Source organism: Stenotrophomonas sp. STM01, from assembly GCF_014852135.1.
Taxonomy (GTDB): domain Bacteria; phylum Pseudomonadota; class Gammaproteobacteria; order Xanthomonadales; family Xanthomonadaceae; genus Stenotrophomonas; species Stenotrophomonas capsici.
On the sequence record NZ_JACVBA010000002.1, the window covers coordinates 364,639 to 381,285 of the forward strand.

Annotated in this window: 17 protein-coding genes and 1 other RNA gene; 14 read left to right on the plus strand and 4 right to left on the minus strand. The window is 68.5% G+C overall.

Features of this window, described 5'->3' with window-relative positions; translation table 11 throughout:
• The first annotated feature begins 31 nt into the window (after positions 1–31).
• From hemW to pepQ, 4 genes are all read left to right on the plus strand, one after another.
• Complete coding sequence (gene hemW / locus IB227_RS11595) at positions 32–1,261, plus strand: radical SAM family heme chaperone HemW (protein ID WP_192287530.1); 1,230 nt, start codon at positions 32–34, stop codon at positions 1,259–1,261.
• 75 nt (positions 1,262–1,336) lie between these two features.
• The gene (locus IB227_RS11600; RefSeq protein ID WP_192287531.1) at positions 1,337–3,751 is read left to right on the plus strand and encodes a DUF1631 domain-containing protein; all 2,415 of its coding nucleotides are present in this window, start codon (positions 1,337–1,339) and stop codon (positions 3,749–3,751) included.
• Positions 3,748–4,095, plus strand: coding sequence for a PilZ domain-containing protein (locus IB227_RS11605; RefSeq protein WP_192287532.1), 348 nt, complete (start codon positions 3,748–3,750; stop codon positions 4,093–4,095). Before IB227_RS11600 ends, IB227_RS11605 begins: the two co-directional genes overlap by 4 nt.
• Positions 4,096–4,177: 82 nt before the next feature.
• Positions 4,178–5,503, plus strand: coding sequence for a Xaa-Pro dipeptidase (pepQ, locus tag IB227_RS11610; protein ID WP_192287533.1), 1,326 nt, complete (start codon positions 4,178–4,180; stop codon positions 5,501–5,503).
• Positions 5,504–5,643: 140 nt separating this feature from the next.
• On the opposite strand, the gene IB227_RS11615 is transcribed toward pepQ, so the two are convergent.
• The 3 genes from IB227_RS11615 to IB227_RS11625 all read right to left on the minus strand — a co-directional run bounded on the left by IB227_RS11615 (position 5,644) and on the right by IB227_RS11625 (position 9,620).
• Positions 5,644–7,629, minus strand: a complete 1,986-nt coding sequence (locus IB227_RS11615; protein ID WP_192287534.1) for a trehalase family glycosidase — start codon at positions 7,627–7,629, stop codon at positions 5,644–5,646.
• A 111-nt stretch (positions 7,630–7,740) separates the two neighbouring features.
• A complete protein-coding gene (gene pepP / locus IB227_RS11620; RefSeq protein WP_132865479.1) occupies positions 7,741–9,066 on the minus strand; it encodes a Xaa-Pro aminopeptidase in 1,326 nt (441 codons plus the stop codon).
• 8 nt (positions 9,067–9,074) lie between these two features.
• Positions 9,075–9,620, minus strand: a complete 546-nt coding sequence (locus IB227_RS11625; RefSeq protein ID WP_192287535.1) for a YecA family protein — start codon at positions 9,618–9,620, stop codon at positions 9,075–9,077.
• 127 nt (positions 9,621–9,747) lie between these two features.
• On the opposite strand from IB227_RS11625, the gene IB227_RS11630 reads away from it, so the two are divergent.
• The 8 genes from IB227_RS11630 (at position 9,748) to IB227_RS11665 (ending at position 14,024) form a co-directional block, all read left to right on the plus strand.
• Positions 9,748–9,969, plus strand: a complete 222-nt coding sequence (locus tag IB227_RS11630) for a TIGR02449 family protein (RefSeq protein WP_132866209.1) — start codon at positions 9,748–9,750, stop codon at positions 9,967–9,969.
• The gene (locus IB227_RS11635; protein WP_132865481.1) at positions 9,966–10,265 is read left to right on the plus strand and encodes a cell division protein ZapA; all 300 of its coding nucleotides are present in this window, start codon (positions 9,966–9,968) and stop codon (positions 10,263–10,265) included. Before IB227_RS11630 ends, IB227_RS11635 begins: the two co-directional genes overlap by 4 nt.
• 85 nt (positions 10,266–10,350) lie before the next feature.
• Positions 10,351–10,535: non-coding RNA, 6S RNA (gene ssrS / locus IB227_RS11640), on the plus strand.
• Between the two features lie 197 nt (positions 10,536–10,732).
• The gene (locus tag IB227_RS11645; protein WP_132865482.1) at positions 10,733–11,323 is read left to right on the plus strand and encodes a 5-formyltetrahydrofolate cyclo-ligase; all 591 of its coding nucleotides are present in this window, start codon (positions 10,733–10,735) and stop codon (positions 11,321–11,323) included.
• A complete protein-coding gene (locus IB227_RS11650; RefSeq protein WP_192287536.1) occupies positions 11,320–11,802 on the plus strand; it encodes an EVE domain-containing protein in 483 nt (160 codons plus the stop codon). Before IB227_RS11645 ends, IB227_RS11650 begins: the two co-directional genes overlap by 4 nt.
• 139 nt (positions 11,803–11,941) lie before the next feature.
• Entirely contained in the window at positions 11,942–12,589 is a 648-nt protein-coding gene (gene rpiA / locus IB227_RS11655; RefSeq protein ID WP_132865484.1) for a ribose-5-phosphate isomerase RpiA, read from the plus strand.
• A gap of 79 nt (positions 12,590–12,668) precedes the next feature.
• The gene (locus IB227_RS11660) at positions 12,669–13,121 is read left to right on the plus strand and encodes a DUF192 domain-containing protein (RefSeq protein ID WP_132865485.1); all 453 of its coding nucleotides are present in this window, start codon (positions 12,669–12,671) and stop codon (positions 13,119–13,121) included.
• A 54-nt stretch (positions 13,122–13,175) separates the two neighbouring features.
• Entirely contained in the window at positions 13,176–14,024 is an 849-nt protein-coding gene (locus IB227_RS11665) for a SirB1 family protein (RefSeq protein WP_192287537.1), read from the plus strand.
• Positions 14,025–14,179: 155 nt separating this feature from the next.
• On the opposite strand, the gene IB227_RS11670 is transcribed toward IB227_RS11665, so the two are convergent.
• A complete protein-coding gene (locus IB227_RS11670; RefSeq protein WP_132865487.1) occupies positions 14,180–14,371 on the minus strand; it encodes a rubredoxin in 192 nt (63 codons plus the stop codon).
• A gap of 68 nt (positions 14,372–14,439) precedes the next feature.
• Here IB227_RS11670 and thiE point away from each other — a divergent pair, with 68 nt between their 5' ends.
• A complete protein-coding gene (gene thiE / locus IB227_RS11675) occupies positions 14,440–15,069 on the plus strand; it encodes a thiamine phosphate synthase (protein ID WP_192287538.1) in 630 nt (209 codons plus the stop codon).
• Between the two features lie 188 nt (positions 15,070–15,257).
• Entirely contained in the window at positions 15,258–16,550 is a 1,293-nt protein-coding gene (hemL, locus tag IB227_RS11680) for a glutamate-1-semialdehyde 2,1-aminomutase (RefSeq protein ID WP_192287539.1), read from the plus strand.
• Positions 16,551–16,647 lie beyond the last annotated feature (97 nt).

The window sequence follows — 16,647 nt, forward strand, 5'->3', positions numbered from 1 at the left end:
CCCCGCCCCCTCATTCCCGCCTGACCTGCCCATGTCGCACTCCCACGCCCATTGCCACCACGCGCCCGGTGAATCCTGTTCGGGCGACCACGGCCACGCTACCGGCCCGCAGCTGGTGCCACCACCGTTGTCGCTGTACGTGCACCTGCCCTGGTGCGTGCGCAAGTGCCCGTACTGCGATTTCAACTCGCACGCGGGCAAGGGCGCGCTGCCGTTCGATGCCTACATCGACGCGCTGATCCGCGACCTGGACCAGGACCTGCCACTGGTCTGGGGCCGGGTGGTCAGCAGCGTGTTCTTCGGCGGCGGCACGCCCAGCCTGTTCCCGCCCGAAGCGATCGATCGTTTCCTGCAGGAGGCCAGCGCACGGCTGCGTTTCGCGCCGAACCTGGAAGTGACGCTGGAGACCAACCCCGGCACCGCCGAGCACGGCCGCTTCGACCGCTACCGCGCGGCCGGCGTGAACCGCATCAGCTTCGGCATCCAGACCTTCAACGATGACGCGCTCAAACGCCTGGGCCGCATCCACGACAGCAACGAGGCCGAACGCGCGGTGAAGCTGGCCCAGGACGCCGGCTACACCAACTTCAACATCGACCTGATGTACGCGCTGCCGGAGCAGACCCTGGCCCAGGCCGAGCATGACCTGGAGCGCGCCTTCGCGCTGGACCCCACGCACATCTCGCATTACCAGCTGACGCTGGAGCCGAACACGGTGTTCTTCGCCCGGCCGCCGCGGGGCATCCCCGACGAGGACAGTGCCTGGGACATCCAGGAGCACTGCCAGGCACTGCTGGCCCAGGCCGGCTACGGCCAGTACGAGGTCAGCGCCTATGCCCGGCCCGGCTACCAGTGCGCGCACAACCTCAACTACTGGCGCTTTGGCGACTACCTGGGCATCGGTGCCGGTGCCCACGGCAAGATCAGCTCCGGCGCCGGGCAGCACGTGCTGCGCCGCTGGAAGCACAAGCATCCGCAGGCCTTCATGGACAGCGCCGGCACCCCGGCCAGCATCGGCGGTGACGACATGATCAGTCCCGAGCGGCTGCCGTTCGAGTACATGCTCAACCTGCTGCGCCTGCACGAGGGCTTCACCCTGCGCGATTTCACGTCCCGCACCGGGCTGTCCGCCGCCGCGCTGCAACCTGCGCTGGCCATCGCCGGCGACCGCGGCTGGCTGGCGATGGAGGGCGACCGCCTGCTCCCGACCGAGCTGGGCCGGCGTTTCACCAACGACGTGGTGGAGCTGTTCCTGCCCTGATCGTAAGAACCAAAGTGGCGAAGCTGTCACCAAAATGATAGAAAGCGCGGTCTAACGGGGGCAGAACACACCACGATGTCAGGGACCGCATCCAGTTCGTCCAGTCAGGCGCCTGCCCGGATCGCAGACGCGCCGGTCCCCGCCCGCGTCCGCCAGTTGCTCGAAGCCGTCTGGCAGGCCGCCGACGACGTCCTGCGCACGCCCCTGCAGCTGTGCATGGTGGAGCTGGAACGTGCGCTGTTCCAGCATGCCGAGAAGGCCCGCAACAGCCAGATCCAGTCGGACATCTACGCCCAGATGCGCACGCTGCGCGAGCAGGCCCCGCAGTTCCCGGGCCTGTTCCTGGATGCCCTGGCCAGGCAGCTGGCCAGCTTCAGGGATGCCCCGCAACCGATCGGCAACACCCAGGCCACGGCGTTCAAGACCATGACCCTGGTCGAGGACACCGACATCGACCGCGACATCGTGCTGCACGAGATGGCCCGCCGCGAAGGGACCCGCGGCATCACCGCCCTGCAGCTGCTCGGGCAGCGATTCGCGGTGCTCGCCGCACAACCGGCCTTCGACATCGAGCGGCTGCCCACCGGCCCGTATGCGCTGTGCCGCGCCCTGCGCGAGGCCGGCGAGCGGCTGCAGCTCAACCTGGAAAGCCAGCTGGCGTTGTACCAGGTGTTCGAACGCCAGGTCATGGACCGCCATACCGAGCTGGCCGACCGCCTCAACATCCTGTTCGCGCGCGAAGGCGTGCTGCCCGGGCTGGTCTACCGCCCGTACCTGGTCCGCCCCTCCGCGCCGCGCGGCAACGCCCCCGCCGGCAGGGACACCGGCAACGGCCTGGGCCCGGGCAGCCGTTCGGCCGGACAGGGCCCGCTGACCAGCTGGCAGGGCCAGGCCCCGGCGGCCTCCTGGGCCAGCAGCCTGTCGCAGGAACTGCAGCTGCCGGGCGGCCTCGCCGGTGCCGCCGCCGGCGCTGCCTCGGCGCCTGCGGTGTCCGGTGCGGGCACTGGTGGCGGCTCCGATGCCGCCGCTCCGGCCGGCAACCCGGTGCTGTCGGGCCTACACAACCTGCTGGATGCCGCTCGCCATGGCGTGGCCGGCGGCGCGGCCGGTTCCGCCAGCGCGGCGCCATCGGCCCTGGCGACCGGCGGCAGCACCGAGGGCTCCCATGCCGTGGCCGTGCCGAGCAGCGCCGTGATGGACCTGCTTGGCAAGCTGCAGAGCGCCGCGGCCGGCAACCGCCGCAGCATCGGCGACATCCACGGCGCGCTGCTGTCACAGATCAAGGCCGAACACGGCCCGACCGCGGCACTGTCCTCGCAGGACACCGACACGCTGGACCTGCTGGGCATGCTGTTCACCCAGATCCAGCGCGAGGTGCGCAGCGACGGCCCGGCCACCGGCCTGCTCACCCAGCTGCAGGTGCCGCTGCTGCGCGCGGCCATCAGCGACGCCAGCTTCTTCCAGCGCGACCAGCACCCCGCGCGCGAGCTGCTCAATGCCGTGGCCGAGTCCGGCGCGGTGTGGCTCAGCGACGACGACAGCGACCCGGTACTGCTGCAGAAGCTCAACGAATCGGTCGCCACGGTGGTCAATGACTACCAGGGCGACGAAACCGTCTTCACCGAGGCCAACGAGCGCATCCAGACCCATCTTCGCGCCGCCGCCCGGCGCGCCGAGGTCACCGAGCGCCGCCAGGTCGAGGCCGCGCGCGGCAAGGAGCGGCTGGAGGCCGCCAAGCAGCTGGCCAGCCGCACCATCGAGGACGTCTGCGCCAACAGCAACCCGCCCAAGTTCGTGCAGACCCTGTTGCGCAAGGCATGGTCGGACGTATTGACCCTCACCCTGCTGCGCCAGGGCGAACAGTCGGAGGAATGGAAGCAGCGCGAGCAGTCCACGCGCCGCATCAGCGAGATCACTGCGCTGAAATCCGGCACCCCGGACATCACCTTCGGCGACGAGATCGAGCAGTCGCTGCAGCAGGTCGGCTACCACCGCGACGAGGCCGGCGCGATTGCCCGCCGCCTGTCCTCGCCCGGCGGCGAGGACGACATCACCTCCAAGACCGAGCTGACCGCCAAGCTCAAGGCGCGCTCGCGCCTGGGCGAGGCCGGCGACCGTGACGAGGACGAGGAGCGCCGCCGCAAGGAACAGCCCGAGCGCACCCCGGCCGAGGAAACCCATTACCGGCAGCTGCGCACCCTGCCCTTCGGCACCTGGTTCGAGTTCGTGGTCAACCAGCAGGGTGACAGCCGCCGCCAGCGCCTGTCCTGGTACAGCCTGATCACCGACAACGCCCTGTTCGTGAACCAGCGCGGCCAGAAGATCGCCGAGCTCTCGCTCGATGCGATGGCCCGGCTGATGGCCAAGGGCCAGTTGCGCATGGTCACCGAGGACCGCGGCCGCCTGATCGACCGCGCCTGGCAGGCCACCCTGCGTACCCTGCGTTCGCTGGCCGGCAAGGCCCCTGCCGCTGCGGAGGAAAACGCATGATCACCGAAACCCGCCGCGCTCCCCGCATGCCGGTGCCGGAACTGGTGCCGGTCCGCGACATGATGACCGACGGCGTGATCGGCCGGCTCAGCAACATCTCCGAAAGCGGCATGCTGCTGATCGCCTCCGGCCCGCTGCAGGACGACGCGCTCTACCAGCTGCAGTTCACCATTCCCGACGGGCGCGGCGGCCAGCACCAGATCGATGCCGGCGTGCACCTGCTCTGGCGCGAGCCGGCGCACGCCCCGGAACAATCCTGGGCCGGATTCCGCTTCCTGACCATGGACAAGGCCCAGCGCGAACAGCTGGTGCACTGGATCGAAAGCAACCTGCCGAAGGCCTGAGTGACGAAAACGGCACAGCAGCCGTGGGCCGATTGCGGCAGAATCGTGGCCCCGCATCACGTCATCCAAGCGAGCCACCGCGATGAACCAGCACGATCCCGCCGCCCTGTATTCCGACCATCTGGGCGTGCTCATGCGCCGCGCCGATGAGGCACTGGCGCGCGGCGGCTTCGATCACCTGGTCGTCCCCAGCGGCACCCTGCACTACCAAGCCTTCGACGACCGCGACTACCCGTACGCGGTGAACCCGTTGTTCAAGACCTGGCTGCCGCAGACCCGGCTGCCCTGCAGTTGGCTGGTGCACACCCCCGGCAGGCGGCCGACGCTGGTGTTCTACCAGCCCTTCGACTATTGGCACGTGGTCCCGGACGCCCCCAGCGGCTGGTGGGTCGAGCACTTCGACATCCACATCATCCGCAAGCCGGAGGATGCGCTGCCGCTGCTGCCCAGGGACCCGGCCCGCTGCGCGATCATCGGCGAAGCGCAGAGTGCGCTGGGCGGCTTCGTGCCGAACAACCCGGAAGCGGTGATCCATTACCTGGACTGGTACCGCGCCTACAAGACCCCCTACGAAGTCGCGCTGATGCGCCAGGCCCAGGTGCTTGCCGTGCGTGGCCACAAGGCCGCCGAGGCCGCGTTCCGCGCCGGCGCCAGCGAATTCGGCATCCACATGGCCTACTGCAGTGCGGTCGGCCAGGACAGCAACGAACTGCCCTACGGCAACATCGTCGCGCTCAATGAGCATGCCGCGGTGCTGCACTACACCGAGCTGGGCCGCGTCGCCCCGCAGCCGCTGCGCAGCTTCCTGATCGATGCCGGTGCCTCCGCCCATGGCTACGCCAGTGACATCACACGCACCTACGCCGCCGCCGGCCATGACGAGTTCCAGGCGCTGATCGATGCCGTCGACGCCGCGCAGCGGAAGATGTGCGCGGCCGTTCGCAACGGCTTCGACTACAAGCAACTGCATGTGGATGCACACCTGTCGCTGATGGGCATCCTGAAGGACTTCGGCGTCATCAACGTCTCCCCGGAAGCCGCACTGGCCACCGGCGTCAGCGCCGCCTTCTTCCCGCATGGCATCGGCCACCTGATCGGCGCCCAGGTACATGACGTGGCCGGTTTCGCCGCCGGCGACCACGGCGGCCGCGTCGAGCGTCCGGCCGGCCACCCTTACCTGCGCATGACCCGTGTGCTGGCGCCGGGCATGGTGGTGACCATCGAGCCGGGGCTGTACTTCATCGACATGCTGCTGGACGAGGTGAAGCAGGCCGGCAACGCGGCCAGCGTGAACTGGGAGCGCGTGGACTTCTTCCGCCCCTACGGTGGCATCCGCATCGAGGACGAGGTGCTGTGCACCGAGGGCGAGGCCGACAACCTGACCCGCCCGGTGTTCGCCGCCGCCTGATCGGTCACGGCAGCGATGCCGTCCACCGCAGGGACAGGAAGCGCCGCGATCGCGGCGCTTCCTTTTTCACCTGAACGAGGCGCCGACGTCTGCCCTCATCTTCGACGACGGGGCGCGCCAGGCAGGCCCGCCGCCCACCCTCACTCGCGTCCCACGCCCAGCAGCCACAGGTAACTCGCCGCCGACCAGCTGAAGTTGCGCGCCTGGTAGCCCTTGCCGGTGGTCGGGTCGTAGTTCTCGTACATCGGCGCCTGCGCATCCAGCCCCTCGGCATTCAACAGCAGGCGTGCGGTCAGCTGGTCGGCCTCGCGCACGTGGCCATGGCGGCGCAGGGCTTCGACCCCGAATCGCGCCTGGTCCAGCCACAGCGGCCCGCGCCAGTAGCCCTTGATCGGCGAGAAGCGCGGATCATCGGCCGCCAGCGTGGGCAGCGGCATCGGCGTGGCGAAACGCTTCGGATCCAGCATCGTGGCGATCACCCCACGCGCCTGTGCATCACTGGCCAGCCCCGCCCACAACGGCGTCCAGCCCTCCGAGCCGAACACCCGGATATGCGCACCACTGCCCAGCCGCGCATCGAAGAACCAGCCCGCCTCGGCATCGTGGAAGCGCGCACCGATGCGCTGCTTCATCGCCTCGGCATCACGCAGCCAGGCATCGCGTTCGTCCGGCTTGCCCAGCACGCCGGCCAATGCCGCCAGGTCCAGCTTCTCGCGATAGAGATAGGCGTTGAGGTCGACCGACTCCTGGTCCAGCGACCAGGCGTTCTCGCCATTGCGCAGCATCTTCGCGTCATCGAAGCGCACCGCGTTGTCCATGCCGCTTTCCCACGCGGCGGCCAGGCGGGTGCCATCGGTGGCACCGAATTCGGCCAGGCCGTTGTGGTCGTGGTCGCGCTCGGCGAACCACCAATGGTGATAGCGCACCAGCTTGTCGTACATCTCGGCGACGAAACCGGCATCGCCGGTGGCACGGTGGATTTCCAGCGTCGCCCAGGCAGCCAGCGGCGGCTTGGTGTTGCGCCAGTTGTTCTCCTTCGCATCGAGGTAGACGCTGTCGGCGACCATGCCGTTGGCGGCCTGGTAGTCGAACATCGCGCGCATCTGGTCGCGCGCCAGGTCCGGTGCGAAATGGGCCAGCGCGACCGCGTGCTTCCACGAATCCCATGCCCAGAAGCCGTTGAAGTAATCGGCCGAGTAGGAGGGAATCACCCCGTCGTGGCGCAGGTCGCCGCGCGCCGCGCGCCAGTTGCCGATCAGGGTCTGCACGGCCTTCAGCGCGATGCGCTGCGCGGTCGCATCCGGCACGCCCGGCACGTGGCTGGGTTTGATCGCCTGCAGGTAGCCGTTCCAGCGCGCGCGATTGCGTGACCAGGCGGCATCGGCGTCGACCTCGACGGCCGGTCCCGGCCCTGCCGACAACTGCTGTTCCAGCACCAGCACCAGTGGCTTCGCCGCCTCCAGCTGCACCGGCTGGCTCGACGCGAAGACGACCTGGTTGCGCGCCTGCCGTGGCAGCAGCTGCACAACGTCCTGGTGCAGGCGGGTCAGCACGGTCTCGGCGCTGCCGACGAACGTCTGCGTCACCGCACCGGAATGCAGCACGAGCCGATCCCCCGGCGCCAGCATCGCTTCGTTCTCCACCGCCACGTCCAACGCGCGCGAGGTCGACGATTCCAGCTCGATGCGCACCAGCGCGCGCTGCGCATCGGCGAAGAACAGGGTCTGCCGCAGTTGCAGGCCCTGGCCCTGGAAATGGCGCTGCAGGTAGCCCGGCCCGGCTTGGCTGCCGACTTCGCGCAGCGTGATCACCGCGCCGCCTCCGGGCGGGGCCAGCGTCACCTGGGCGAGCCGCCGTCCCGCCCAGCGCCCGGCACCGATGCTGTGCACGAAGGGCCCGGAGAAACCACTGCCGGCGTCGCTGGCAAGCGGCAGGCTGTAGCCATGCCAGGCGCCGGCATCGAAGAAGATGTTGAAGCTGCGGTCGGCCGCACTGGCCGGCGTGCCATGCATGTCCAGCACATCGACGGCGGCATCGGCCACCGGTGGTGCCGCAACGGCTGGCCCGGAAAGTGCAAGGATCAATGCCGCGGCCAGCAGCCGGCGCAGGTGTGTGGTGGCACTCATCGGTTGTCCCCCGTGGATCGAACCGGGGAGTCTAAGCGTTCGGCCACGCAGGCGGCAGCGACGGCTTCCGCAACTTCGCAGGGCCATGCTCCCCATGGCCCTGGCGCGGCCTCAACGTCGCGCCATGAACGCTTCGATCTCCTCGGCGCTGCGCTCCAGCGCACCGGTCAGCACGTGGTGCCCCGCTGCGGTGATCAGCACATCGTCCTCGATGCGGATGCCGATGCCGCGCCAGCGCGGCTCCACGTCGCGATCGTCCGGCGAGATGTACAGGCCCGGCTCGATCGTGAACACCATGCCCGGTTCCAGCAGGCGCGACTCGCCGGCCACCCGGTAGTCGCCCACGTCGTGCACGTCCAGCCCCAGCCAGTGCCCAGTCTTGTGCCGGTAGAAGCGCTGGTAATGGCGCTCGATGATGTTCTCTTCCAGGTCGCCCTTGAGCAGCCCCAGCCGCAGCAGCCCCTCGGTCAGCACCTCCACCGCGGCCAGGTGGCCTTCCTCGTAGGCGATGCCCGGCCGCGCCTGCTCCAGCGCCGCCGCCTGCGCGGACAGCACCAGCTCGTGCAGCAGGCGCTGCTCCGTGCTGAAGCGGCCGTTGACCGGGAACGTGCGGGTGATGTCGCTGGCGTAACCCCGGAACTCGGCGCCGGCGTCGATCAGCACCAGGTCGCCCTCGCGGCTGCCGCCGTTGTTGTCGCGGTAGTGCAGCACGCAGCCGTTGGCACCGGCACCGACGATGCTGTTGTACGCCGGCCACGCATCACTGGCGCGGAACTCGCGTTCCAGCTCGGCCTGCAGTTCGTACTCGTGGATGCCCGGGCGGGCGACGCGCATCGCGGCACGGTGGGCCCGCACGCTGATGTCCGCCGCGGTCTGCATCAACGCGATCTCGTCGTCGGACTTGTACAGGCGTTGCTCGTGCAGCAGGTGGCCCAGTTCCAGGAATTCGTGCGGCGGCTGCGCGCCGTGCCGCACCTGCGAGCGCACCCGGTTCACCCAGCCGATCAGCTTCAGGTCGAAGTCCGCGTCGCGGCCAAAGTGGTAGTACACCCGCGAGCGGCCTTCCAGCAGGCCCGGCAGGATTTCGTCCAGGTCCTCGATGGGATAGGCGTCGTCCATCCCGTAGCGCGATACCGCGCCGTCCTGGCCGGCACGCGGGCCGTCCCACGCTTCGCGGTCCGGGTCGCGCTCGCGGCAGAACAGGATGCTCTCGCCGTGGCGACGCCCCGGGATCAGCACCAGCACCGCCTCCGGCTCCTGGAACCCGCTCAGGTACCAGAAGTCCGAATCCTGCCGGTACGGATAGAACGTATCGTGGCTGCGCACGCGCTCGGGGGCGGCGGGCAGCACCAGGATGGCGTCATCGCCGGCCGCTTCCATCAGCTGGCGACGGCGGCGGGCGTACTCGGCGGGGGTGATCCCGGACAGGCGCTTCATGCCGCTCCTCAGTTCAGGCGCTGGCGGTGCCGCGAGCCCATCACGCAGTCGCCGTGCAGCAGCAGCGCCGCCACGCGCACGAACTCCTCGATCTCGGCCAGCGCGTCCTCGTCCTCGTCGGCGCTGTCGAACTGGTCACTGGAGGACTGCGCCAGGCGTGCCAAGTCCTGCAGGGCCTCTTCACCCTCCTCGCTCAGCGCCGGGCGCTTGCCCGAGGCCAGGCCAAAACCGCCCAGGAACGCGCGGCACCATTCGAACAGGGCATCGGTGCGCACCTGCAGCGGGGCCGAGGCGTCGGCCAGGACCAGCTCGAAGGCGAAGTCGCGGTCTTCCAGCTGCGCCACGGTGGCCTGTCGCAACCGGTCCAGCACGCTGCCCGGCTCCAGTGCCGGCAGGTTGTCGTCGGCCAGCACCTTGGCCGGCCAGTCCGGCAGGTCATCACCGCCGGCGGCAAGCCAGCCGGCCAGCGCGCCGTGGAGTTCGGCCGGGGAAGCACCCAGGCCCAGCGACTGGCTGGCCTGGAGGATGTCGTTGACGACAGGAAGATCGGTCATGTCACGGGTCTGTAAAGCGGGAAAAGGATCGCCACCACGCCGTGCGCGGCAGCGGCTGCACAGTGTAGCAACCACGCGGTGTTGCCCTCCTTGACCGGCCCCTGCCTGCATGCCTATCGTGCCGACCATGGATGCCTTCGATCCCGCCGGCCAACTGGTCGCCCTCGCCGCCCGCCTCGAGCTGCTGCTCGAGCGCAACCAGCGGCTGGCCGACGAGAACCGCAGCCTGCGCCAACAGCAGGAGCAGCTGATCGCCGAGCGCTCGCAGTTGCTGACCAAGAACGAACAGGCCCGCTCGCGGGTGGAAGCCATGATCACCCGCCTCAAGTCGCTGGAGCAGCACACGTGAGCCAGAACGAGCCGGTCAGCGTCCGCCTCCTTGACCGTGAGTACACCGTCGGCGTGGAGCCGGACGAACGCGACAGCCTTGCCGCCGCCGCGCGCATGCTCGACCAGAAGATGCGCGAGATCCGCGGCAGCAACCGCATGGCGGCGGTCGACCGCGTGGCGGTGCTGGCCGCGCTCAACCTGGCCCATGAACTGCAGCAGGTGCGCGACGAGCAGGCTGCCCAGCAGCAGCGTTTCCAGAGCGCGCTGAACGATCTGAACCGGCGCCTGGACATCGCCATCGACAACGCCCGTTGAACAGTCTGAGCGGCTAAGCCAGATGAACTCGCCGGACGGGCAAAAAGACTGCCCCCGCGCACGCAACCCCGCTATACTGGCCCCGCGTTCTCTGCTGTGAACGACGGCGTGTGCAAACATTCGCCTTGTCCCTTAATGACGACCACGGGGGCGCGACGGAGCCGGGTGTGCAAGTCCGCCTTGTAGCGGGAAGCCCGATGGCCCCCCAACGCTCCCACTTGAACCCCGGGTTCAAGGTCGTTTCGCACGCATCGTCACCGCGGAGAATGCAATATTCCAGAACGGCGCCCAATGGGCGCCGTTCTTTTTTGTCCTTCTCCCACCGGGAGGAGGTGCCGGGGGGCGGATGAGGGGGCGGGAAACCCCAGTGAGACCAGCTGCATGAGGCTGCGCCATTGCCCTCTCCCCAACCCCTCTCCCGCCTGCGGGAGAGGGGCTTCAGGTCCTGATTCCGATACCCTGTGTCGATGACTGACGATCCTCGCCAACGGCTGCGCCAACAGCTGCGCCAGCGCCGCCGTGATATTCCCGCCGCCGACCGCATCGCCGCCGCCGAAGCACTGGCCGCGCACCTGCTTGCCCTGCCCTTTGCCCACGCCAGCGGCCATGTCGCAGGCTACTGGGCGATGGATGGGGAAATCGCGCTGCACCGCTGGCAGATGCAGTTGCCGCCGCAGCAGACCTACTGCCTGCCGGTACTGCACGGCAAACGGCTGCGCTTTGCGCCGTGGCGGCCCGGGCAGCCACTGGTCAGCAACCGCTATGGCATTCCCGAGCCCGCCGTGGACCCTTCCACGGCGCTGCACCCGGAAGAAATGGCGCTGGTCGTTGCGCCGCTGGTGGGCTTTGATCCGCACGGCCGGCGGCTGGGGATGGGGGGCGGCTGGTATGATCGCAGCTTCGCATTCCGGCAGCGCCAGGCCGCGCCGCCGTGGTTGGTCGGGGTTGGTTTTTCCGCCCAGCAGGTGCCGTCGCTGCCGGTCGAGGACTGGGACGTGGCGGTCGATGCGATCTGTACCGAGCAGGCCACTCTCTACCCGGAACCGTTGAACGCATGACCGCCCGCAAACGCTACTGGCTGATGAAGTCCGAACCGGACGTCTTTTCCATCGATGACCTGCAGCGCGTGGGCACCGAACCGTGGAATGGCGTGCGCAACTACCAAGCGCGCAATTTCATGCGCGATGGGATGAAGGTCGGCGACGGCATCCTGTTCTACCACTCCAATACCAAGGTGCCGGGCATCGTCGGCCTGGCCACGGTGGCCAGCGAGGCCTACCCGGACGACACCCAGTTCGACCCCAAATCCGATTACCACGACCCCAAGAGCACGCGCGAGGAACCGCGCTGGATGCTGGTGGACGTGGCCTTCGAGCGCAAGCTGGCGCAGGTGATCGCGCTGGACGAGATCAAGCTGCATGCCGACGAACTGGGCGAAGGCTTTCCGCTGACCGCCAAGGGCAACCGGCTGTCGGTGTTCCCGGTCACCGCCGCGCAGTGGAAGCGCCTGCTGTCGCTGGAAAAGAAATCAAGCTGACCCCGTAGGAGCGGCCTCGGCCGCGAAGCATGCGCTGTTCCCGCTGCGGGTATGCATGCAAGCGTTGGCGACACCGGCTTCGCGGGCAAGCCCGCTCCTACCCGCTCCACGCATTCCTCCAACTCCATCGAGTCCCACCATGTCCGAAGCCAAGCGCCTGGCCGCCGAAAAAGCCATCGAGTACGTCCAGAAGGGAATGATCGTCGGTGTCGGTACCGGCTCCACCGTCGCCTACTTCATCGAGGCACTGGCCCGCATCAAGGACCAGATCGAAGGCGCGGTATCCAGTTCGGACCAGAGCACCGCCCTGCTCAAGGGCCACGGCATCGAGGTGCTGGACCTGAACCACACCGGCGGCCTGTCGCTGTACGTGGACGGCGCCGACGAGTGCGACGGCAACAAGAACCTGATCAAGGGCGGTGGTGCCGCGCTGACCCGCGAGAAGATCATCGCCGAGGCCAGCAAGCAGTTCGTCTGCATCGTCGACCCGAGCAAGCAGGTCAAGGTGCTGGGCAAGTTCCCGCTGCCGGTGGAAGTGATCCCGATGGCACGCAGCCTGGTCGCCCGCGAGATCATGGCCCTGACCGGCGGCCAGCCGGTGTGGCGCGACGGCGTGGTCACCGACAACGGCAACCTGATCCTGGACATCCACAACCTGTCCATCACCGATCCGGTCAAGCTGGAACAGCAGCTCAACCAGATCCCGGGCGTGGTCACCGTGGGCCTGTTCGCGCGCCGGCCGGCCGACGTGGTGATCGTCGGCGGCGAACCGCCGCAGGTGCTTTGACCTTATGCGGGGCCCGGGGACAGGCCACGGCCGTCCCTCGCCCCGCACTGCCACCCACTCCTTCCCGACAGAGCCTTCCATGTCCCTACTGCGCTCCCTGTTGCTGCTCTCCCTGCTGACCCTCGCCGGCTGCGCCAGCGCCGATGGCAAGCATTGGGTGGAACTGGCCGGTACCCGTTACCAGGTGGAACTGGCCCAGAACGATGAAACCCGCGCCCGCGGCCTGATGTTCCGCGACCAGATGGATACCGGCAGCGGCATGCTGTTCATCCATGACTTCGAGGAACCACAGGCGTACTGGATGAAGAACACCCGCATCCCGCTGGACATCCTGTACTTCGACAGCCAGCGCCGCCTGGTCAGCCAGCAGCGCGACGTGCCGCCGTGCTCGGCCGGCGACATGTGCCCGCCCTACCCCAGCTTCAAGCCGGCCCGCTACGTGCTGGAGCTGAATGCAGGCCAGGCTGCCCGGTTGAAGCTGGAGGATGGCGCCGAGCTGACCTTCGGCCCGGGCATCCCCAAGGCGGATTGAACCGTCCCGGCGCCCGGCCTTGAACCGGCCGGGCTTTGCCCGCAGTCTTGGGGCATGTCTGATACACGCATCACCCTTCCGCACTGGGACGAGCTGGCCACCTTGGCCGATGACGCCCTGCCACTGCTGCCGACCGCGCTGCTGATTGCCCGTGACGAGTATCCCGAGCTGGATCCGGCCGCCTACGAGCGCCTGCTGCAGGCCCATGCCGACCACCTGCGCGTGGAGGTGGACGCCACCCGCGAGTGGCCGCTGAAGATCGCCGCCATCAACCACCACCTGTTCAACGAGGTGGGCTACAGCGGCAACAACGACGAGTACTACGACCCGCGCAACAGCTACCTCAACGAGGTGTTCGAGCGGCGCCTGGGCAACCCGATCTCCTTGGCGATGGTGCAGATCGAGGTCGCGCGCCGGCTGGGCCTGCCGCTGGAAGGCATTTCCTTCCCCGGCCATTTCCTGGTGCGGCTGCCGGTGGATGACGGCGTGCTGATCATGGACCCGTTCAACGGCGGTCGCCCGCTCGGCGTGGATGAACTGCGCGAGCGGGCGCGCACCAACCTGGGCGGGCAGGCACCGGACGACAGCGTGCTGGCGCAGATCCTGGACCCGGCCCCGCACCGCGCGATCCTGATGCGCATGCTGCGCAACCTGTATGGCGTGTACGCCGAGCGCGGGGAATGGGACCGCGCCGCGCGCAGTGCCGACCGCGTCCTCAAGCTGGCCCCCGAACAGGCCGATGCGGTACGCGACCGTGGCCTGGCCTACCTGCAGCTGGAACACCTGGCCGGCGCCCGCGCCGACCTGGCGCGCTACCTGAAGATGGAACCGGAGGCCAGTGACGCGGCCAGCATCCGCGACCGCCTGGTCGAGCTGGGCGGCGAGCGCCCCAAACTGCACTGATCCCGCAGGAGCGGCCTCGGCCGCGAAGCCGGTACCGCCCCGGAGCTGCAAGCAACGCCAACCCTCCCGAGGAGGTTACCTGCGACCCGCAGGCCCGCGCCTGCCGTCACCGGAGCCACCGCCGGCTCCGCGGCCAAGGTCGCCCCTGCCGGGGCTCAGTCCAGCTCGACCATCTCGAAGTCGTCCTTGGTCACGCCGCAGTCCGGGCAGGTCCAGGTGTCGGGCACGTCCTCCCAGCGCGTGCCCGGGGCGATGCCCTCTTCCGGCAGCCCATCGGCCTCGCGGTAGATGAAACCGCAGACGACGCACATCCAGTTGCGGAAGGTGGAGGCCGTGGCATCAGACATCGGGGATAATCGCTGCAATGAGAAACGGCGTTGATTGTCACACTCCCGCCGCCGTACCGGTAGCCATCATGTCCCCTGCTTCTCCCGCCGCCCGCGGCGTGTACCTGATCACCCCCGACGAAACCGACAGCGCGCGCCTGCTCGCGCGCGTGCGGCCACTGCTGGCCGGCACCACCTGGCTGCAGTACCGCAACAAGGCGGTGGATGCCCCGACCCGGCTGGCCCAGGCCACGGCATTGCAGGCGCTGTGCAGCGCGGCCGGGGTGCCGCTGATCATCAACGACGATGCGGCGCTGGCGCAGCAGGTCGGTGCCGCCGGCGTGCACCTGGGCGAGGACGATGGCGACATCGCCGCGGCCCGCGCCCTGCTCGGGCCGCAGGCCATCATCGGCGCCTCCTGCTACGACGAACTGGCACTGGCCGAACGTGCCGTGCAGGCCGGGGCCAGCTACGTCGCCTTCGGCGCGTTCTTCCCCAGCCGCAGCAAGACCACCTCCCGCCGCGCCAGCACCGACCTGCTGCGACAAAGCGCCGCACTGGGCGTGCCGCGGGTGGTGATCGGTGGGCTGACCCCGGACAATGCGGGGCCCGTTGTCGAAGCCGGCGCGGACCTGCTCGCGATCATCAGCGGCGTGTTCGCCGAGGATGATCCGGTGGCTGCGTTGCAGGCGTACCGGCGTTGTTTCCACACTGATTGAATTCACCTGACAGCTGAAAGGCACGGCTTTTCCCTTCTCCCGTCGGCGGGAGAAGTTGCCCCGAAGGGGCGGATGAGGGGAGCTTTTTGCGCCTGGAAGCCCCCTCACCCCCCCCTCTCCCGCAAGCGGGAGAGGGGCTTTGAATCCGCGCGCTTCAACGCTGTTGGAACCTTACAGAGGAGTTACCCATGAACCACGCCCAATCCCACGCCCTGTTCGCGCGCGCCCAGACGCTGCTGCCAGGTGGTGTCAATTCACCGGTGCGCGCGTTCAAGTCGGTCGGCGGTGAACCGTTCTTCGTGGAACGCGCCGACGGCGCCTACCTGCATGACGTCGATGGCAACCGCTACATCGATTACGTCGGCTCATGGGGCCCGATGATCGTCGGCCACAACCATCCGGCCGTGCGCGACGCCGTGCAGCAGGCCATCGGCAATGGCTTGTCGTTCGGTGCGCCGTGCCCCGCCGAAGTGACCATGGCCGAGACCATCACCGCGCTGGTGCCGTCGTGCGAGATGGTTCGCATGGTCAACTCCGGTACCGAAGCCACCTTGTCGGCCATTCGACTGGCACGTGGCGCCACCGGCCGCAACAAGATCGTGAAGTTCGAGGGCTGCTACCACGGCCATGGCGATTCGTTCCTGGTCAAGGCCGGCAGCGGCATGCTGACCCTGGGCGTGCCGACCTCACCGGGCGTGCCGGCCGGGCTGAGCGAACTCACCCTCACCCTGCCCTACAACGATTTCGAGGCGGCCACCACGCTGTTCGAACAGCAGGGCACGGACATCGCCGGCCTGATCATCGAACCGGTGGTCGGCAACGCCAACTGCATCCCACCGCGCGATGGCTACCTGCAGCACCTGCGCGCACTGTGTACGCAGTACGGCGCGCTGCTGATCTTCGACGAAGTGATGACCGGCTTCCGCGTCGCCCTGGGCGGTGCGCAGGCGCATTACGGCATCACCCCGGACCTGACCACCTTCGGCAAGATCATCGGCGGCGGCATGCCGGTGGGCGCGTATGGCGGCCGTCGCGAATTGTTGTCGCAGATCGCCCCGGCCGGCCCGATCTACCAGGCCGGCACGCTCAGCGGCAATCCGGTGGCGATGGCGGCTGGTTTGGCGATGTTGCAGCTGATCCAGGAACCCGGCTTCCATGACCGCCTCACTGCGGCCACCGCCAAGCTGTGCGATGGGCTGGAAGCGGCTGCGCGCGATGCCGGTGTTTCGGTCACCACCAATCGCGTCGGCGCGATGTTCGGCCTGTTCTTCACCGATGAGAAGGTGGAAACGTATGCGCAGGCCACTGCCTGCGACATCCCGGCGTTCAACCGCTTCTTCCACGCGATGCTGGAGCGTGGTGTGTTCCTGGCACCGTCGGCGTACGAAGCCGGCTTCCTGTCCAGCGCGCACGATGATGCGGTGATCGAGGCCACGCTGGTTGCAGCGCGCGAGGCGTTCAAGGTGGTGGCAGCGGGCTGAGCCTGCGGCACGATCTGCAGATAGAAAGGCGAAAGCCCTCCCTCATCCGCCCTGCGGGCACCTTCTCCCGCGTGCGGGAGAAGGGCTTGGTCTATCG

Bases quoted from the DNA above. Each gene is read 5' to 3' on its own strand.
- IB227_RS11670 (WP_132865487.1), bottom strand. From the start codon at position 14,371: ATGTCTGATGCCACGGCCTCCACCTTCCGCAACTGGATGTGCGTCGTC.
- IB227_RS11665 (WP_192287537.1), top strand. From the start codon at position 13,176: ATGTCTGATACACGCATCACCCTTCCGCACTGGGACGAGCTGGCCACC.
- IB227_RS11605 (WP_192287532.1), top strand. From the start codon at position 3,748: ATGATCACCGAAACCCGCCGCGCTCCCCGCATGCCGGTGCCGGAACTG.
- IB227_RS11645 (WP_132865482.1), top strand. From the start codon at position 10,733: ATGACTGACGATCCTCGCCAACGGCTGCGCCAACAGCTGCGCCAGCGC.
- IB227_RS11630 (WP_132866209.1), top strand. From the start codon at position 9,748: ATGGATGCCTTCGATCCCGCCGGCCAACTGGTCGCCCTCGCCGCCCGC.
- IB227_RS11600 (WP_192287531.1), top strand. From the start codon at position 1,337: ATGTCAGGGACCGCATCCAGTTCGTCCAGTCAGGCGCCTGCCCGGATC.
- hemL (WP_192287539.1), top strand. From the start codon at position 15,258: ATGAACCACGCCCAATCCCACGCCCTGTTCGCGCGCGCCCAGACGCTG.
- thiE (WP_192287538.1), top strand. From the start codon at position 14,440: ATGTCCCCTGCTTCTCCCGCCGCCCGCGGCGTGTACCTGATCACCCCC.
- pepQ (WP_192287533.1), top strand. From the start codon at position 4,178: ATGAACCAGCACGATCCCGCCGCCCTGTATTCCGACCATCTGGGCGTG.
- hemW (WP_192287530.1), top strand. From the start codon at position 32: ATGTCGCACTCCCACGCCCATTGCCACCACGCGCCCGGTGAATCCTGT.
- IB227_RS11615 (WP_192287534.1), bottom strand. From the start codon at position 7,629: ATGAGTGCCACCACACACCTGCGCCGGCTGCTGGCCGCGGCATTGATC.
- pepP (WP_132865479.1), bottom strand. From the start codon at position 9,066: ATGAAGCGCCTGTCCGGGATCACCCCCGCCGAGTACGCCCGCCGCCGT.
- IB227_RS11625 (WP_192287535.1), bottom strand. From the start codon at position 9,620: ATGACCGATCTTCCTGTCGTCAACGACATCCTCCAGGCCAGCCAGTCG.
- IB227_RS11660 (WP_132865485.1), top strand. From the start codon at position 12,669: ATGTCCCTACTGCGCTCCCTGTTGCTGCTCTCCCTGCTGACCCTCGCC.
- rpiA (WP_132865484.1), top strand. From the start codon at position 11,942: ATGTCCGAAGCCAAGCGCCTGGCCGCCGAAAAAGCCATCGAGTACGTC.
- IB227_RS11650 (WP_192287536.1), top strand. From the start codon at position 11,320: ATGACCGCCCGCAAACGCTACTGGCTGATGAAGTCCGAACCGGACGTC.